Source organism: Rathayibacter sp. AY1E8 (assembly GCF_002931415.1).
Classification (GTDB): Bacteria; Actinomycetota; Actinomycetes; order Actinomycetales; family Microbacteriaceae; genus Rathayibacter.
The window spans coordinates 1-4,149 of the sequence record NZ_PSVI01000098.1 but is presented as its reverse complement, the minus strand read 5'-3'; the positions used below and the strand labels follow the sequence as shown (position 1 = coordinate 4,149).

Below are 4,149 nucleotides of genomic sequence, written 5' to 3'. Positions count from 1 at the left end.
AGTCGCGGCCGATCAGCGACGTGCAGCGCTCGGGGTTCCGCGCGGGCTACGGCGAGGCCCTGATCGACGACGAGCGAGACGAGGCCGTGCGGGCCGAGCTGGCCGGCGAGCAGGTCGAGCGGAGTGGGGACGGGCAGCGCCGAGGCGGCGCGGCCGAGGCGGGAGGCGGGCACGGGGGCGGCCTCGCGCTCCTCCGGCTCCGGGTCGGCGAGGGCCAGCGCGACAGTGGCGGCCACGTCCTCGACCGCGCGGACGCAGCCGAAGCGGATGATCCGCTCGTCGTCGATCAGGGCCTCGCCGTAGCCCGCGCGGAACGCCGAGCGCTGCACGTCGCTGATCGGCCGCGAGTAGATGACGCCCAGCTCGATCAGGAGCAGGTCGGCCTCCCGCGGGGCGACGGTGGCCTCGTCGAAGTCGATCAGCCAGGGGCGGCCGCTCTCGTCGATGACGACGTTGCCGGGATGCGGGTCGCCGTGGAGGGGCACGCGGGAGGTGGGCGTGCGGGCGCGCTTCAGCCGCCGCTCAGCGCCGGCGAGGGCGTCGAGGCGGGAGCGGTTACCGCGCCAGAGCGCGGTGAGGAGGGGGCGGGACTCCGGCTGCGCGTCGATCCTCTCGTCGGTCTCGGCGAGGAGGTCGGCGAGCGGACGGCGGACACGGCGGATGCCCCGCCGCACGGGAGGCGCGAGGGTCGGCGGCTCGGCGTCGTGCACGGAGCGCAGGACCGCGCCGAACCCCTCCCAGTCGAGGGCGTCCTCGCCGGAGTCGACCGCGTCCTCGCCGAGGATCCACGGCGCGACCGAGACCCGCAGCCCGCGGTCCTCCGCCCAGGGGCGCCCGTCGGAGGCGCGGTGCGGCGCCGCGACGCCCGGCACCCCCGACTCTCCCAGCGACGCCGAGAGCGCGAGTCCGAAGCGCCCGTCGCGGGCCGACGCCTTGACGCTCCACAGCGCCCCGGAGCCGTCGGCCGCGCACCAGACGCGCGCTCCGTGGTCGAGTCCGCCGACGACGGGCTCCAGGTCGACGAGGCCGACGCCGAACTCGCGGCGCACCAGAGCGCGCGCCCAGGCGCCCGCCTCCTCGATCGTGTCCATCCCGCTCATGCTGACGCGCGGGCGCCCCGCGAGCAGGTGCTTGCGCGATCGGTGATCGTAGGCATGGGTGCGGGCTGAGCCGCGTCTCAGGCTCGCGCTCCGGGCCGCCCGACGAGGAACCACGCCATCGACCCCAGGAAGGGCGCCACCACGACGGCGATCGTCCACAGGCCCTTCCGCAGGGGATCGAGGCCGGAGCGGAGGACCTGCGCGACCGCGAGGATCGCGACTCCGAGATACGCGGCCCCGCACAGGGCGGCGACCACGCTGGTGCCGAGCAGTGACATGTCCATCGCCCGACGCTACGCGCGGCGCGGCGCTGCCGGATCCGCCGCGGGGCGGAGACTCCCGGCGATGCGCAGCGGGCCTCGCTCAGCGGCCGAGGACACCGGTGATCGTCCGCGCGCCGTCGGCGGGGAAGAGGGCGAGCCGCTGCTCCGTCCCCTGCTGCCGGACCGTGAGAACGGGAGCCGCGAGCGCGTGACCGTGGTGGTAGCCCGTCACCGACTCGGGGGCGTCCCCGGCGGTGAGGGGCAGGAACGCGATCGGCGAGAGGTCCGCGTCGGCACGGAACAGCGAGAGCGCCCTCGCGGTGACGACGGCCAGCAGCACGGGGTCCGGCTTCGCCGCGCGCAGCGCCGGGAGGTCGACCGCGGCTCCGGCGACCGCGAGCGTCCGCAGCGAGGCCAGTGTCTCCGGAGTGTTCAGCACCGCGGTGACGCCGCCGTCCGGATGCTCGGCCCGCAGCCTCTCGAGGATCGGTCGGGACCACCGCTCCTCGACGCGCCGTCGGATCCCGAAGCCGAGCCCCGCGACGATCACCGCGGCCACCGCGAGCACCACGCCCCACCCTCCGTAGAGCTGGAACGCCCGGGCGCCCGACCACGCCGCCGCGACGACCACCGTCGCCCCGAAGAACGCCTCGCTCCCGAGCGACCGCAGCCGGGTCGACTGCACCTCCTGCGTCACGAGCGCTCCTCCGGGTCGGGCGGACCTCCGGGCGGGATCACGTCAGCGCATGATCGCACCGGCGCCTGCGGGTCGGGCGGGGATCCGTCCCCTCGCGCGCGAGGCCGGCTCAGCGCCCGCGCCGCGCCCGCGGATCGGTGAGGAGCCGGACCGGGGGGAGGTCGGCCAGGTCGGGGGACACGAAGCCGAGCACGTCGGAGTGGTGGTCGGCGGAGGCCCGGCGGAGGAAGGACCAGCACTTGAGCGAGGACGGGCGCCGGTCGAGGGGGAGGGGAGCGGCCTCCACGATGATCACGGTGGCGGAGCAGTGCAGGATCCGCACGGGCACGCGGCTCTCGCGGCCGTCGACGGTCCAGCTGGAGACGCCGCGGATGCGGCCGTCCTCGCGGTCGACCCCGACGGTGAGGACGCTCCGGAAGTCGTCGGACGCGGCGCCCATTCCGATCTGGAAGTCGCCGTCGGCGCCGTCGAGCACGAAGGCGACGTCGAGTCCGCGGCGGTGCCGGACGGTGAAGGTGGCGAGCAGGGGACCGCTCCCGAACCTCGGGGCCTCGTCGCGGGCCTGCCGGACACGCTGCTCCGCGTCGTCCCTGTCCATGGAGCCACTCCTGCCGTCCCGGCGGAGCGGGGCCCGCGCGCCCGTCGAGCCCAGGGGGAGCGGGACGGCGTCACCCCGCGCGAGGCAGCGTCACCCGGAAGCGGGCGCCGACGGGCCCCGCCTCCGCCACGAGGTCGCCGCCGAGGGCCCGGGCCAGCCCGCGCGCGATCGGCAGGCCGAGGCCCGAGCCGCCGTCGGCGCGGTTGCGGGCGTCGTCGAGGCGGACGAGGCGGTCGAAGACGCGCTCGCGGTCGGCCTCGGCGATGCCGGGGCCGTCGTCGTCGACGGTGATCGTGACGGAGTCGGCGGCCGCCTCGACGGCGACGTCGATCCGGGAGCGGGCGAAGCGGGCGCCGTTCTCGAGGAGGTTGCCGAGCACCTGGGCCAGCCGGTCGGCGTCGGCGCTGACCAGGAGCGGCTCGGCGGGCCGGTGCAGGTCGATCGCGAGGCCCGGGCGGCGCAGCTCCTGGCGCTCGATCGCGGCCTCGGCGACGCCCGCCGGGTCCAGCGGACGAGACTCCAGAGCCAGGCCCTCGTCCAGCCGCGCCATCAGCAGCATGTCCTGGATGAGGCGGCCCGCGCGCAGCGACTCCCGCACGACGTGCACCGAGAGGCGCTCGCGCTCCTGCTCGCCGCCGTCGCCGCGGACGAGCGCGTCGGCGGCGGCCTGGATGCCGGCGACCGGCGTCCGCAGCTCGTGCGCGGCGTCCGAGACGAACGCGCGCATCCGCTGCTCCGCCGCGAGGGCCGTCGCCTCGGCGGCGAGGGCGCTGCGCTCGGCCTGCTCGAGGTCGTCGAGCATCTCGTCGAACGCGGTCGCGGTGCGGCCGAGCTCGGTCCGCGGACGGGAGGGGCGCAGCCGCCGCCCGCGGTCGCCGTGCGCGATGTCGCGGGCCACGTCGGTCATCCGCTCCAAGGGCCGGAGGGTCGCGCGGACCACGACGATCAGCGCGAGCGCGGCCAGCAGGAGGAACACGGCCGACGCGCCGAGCAGGATCCCGTTCAGCTGCGCGAGGGTGCTGCCGACCGATCCGGCCTCGCTGGTGAGCTCGAGGCGGGTGCCGTCGCTGAGGGTCGACTCGAGGGTGATCAGCTCGTCGTCGGCGGCGACGCTGCTCGAGACGACGGTGACGGCGGCGGAGGCGGCTCGGGGCGGGACGGCTCCGGAGGAGGAGCTCGTGCCGGGCGGCGACGGCGGCTCTCCGAGCTGGTCGGCGGCTCCAGGGCCCAGGCGCAGCTGCTCCGGGCTCGGCCCGGCCACGACGTCCTCGCCCTCGGGGCTCGTGATCCGCACCGAGACGCCCTGCGCCGAGAGGCGCGAGGCGAGGGCGTCGTCGGCGATCGTGCCGACCAGCGCGGCGGCGGCGGAGGCGCGGTCCTGCAGCCGCTCCTCGATCTGGTCGCGGAGGCGCTCGCCGAGCACCGCCTGCACCGTCGCCGAGAGGGCCAGGAGCAGCACGGCCAGCAGAGCGAGCACGGCCAGGACGGTGC

General features: G+C 76.6%; 5 protein-coding genes. All 5 read right to left on the bottom strand.

Annotation, left to right across the window (positions count from 1 at the left end):
• Positions 1-1,091, bottom strand: a 1,091-nt coding sequence (locus tag C5C74_RS16650; protein ID WP_104351927.1) for an aminoglycoside phosphotransferase family protein, incomplete at its 3' end; no start/stop codon positions are given.
• A gap of 86 nt (positions 1,092-1,177) precedes the next feature.
• Complete coding sequence (locus C5C74_RS16645) at positions 1,178-1,384, bottom strand: PLD nuclease N-terminal domain-containing protein (RefSeq protein ID WP_104225196.1); 207 nt, start codon at positions 1,382-1,384, stop codon at positions 1,178-1,180.
• 79 nt (positions 1,385-1,463) lie between these two features.
• Positions 1,464-2,060, bottom strand: a complete 597-nt coding sequence (locus C5C74_RS16640; protein ID WP_104258313.1) for a hypothetical protein — start codon at positions 2,058-2,060, stop codon at positions 1,464-1,466.
• Between the two features lie 109 nt (positions 2,061-2,169).
• Positions 2,170-2,658, bottom strand: coding sequence for a hypothetical protein (locus C5C74_RS16635; RefSeq protein ID WP_104234606.1), 489 nt, complete (start codon positions 2,656-2,658; stop codon positions 2,170-2,172).
• 70 nt (positions 2,659-2,728) lie between these two features.
• The coding region (locus C5C74_RS16630; RefSeq protein WP_104351926.1) for a cell wall metabolism sensor histidine kinase WalK at positions 2,729-4,149 on the bottom strand (1,421 nt) is incomplete at its 5' end.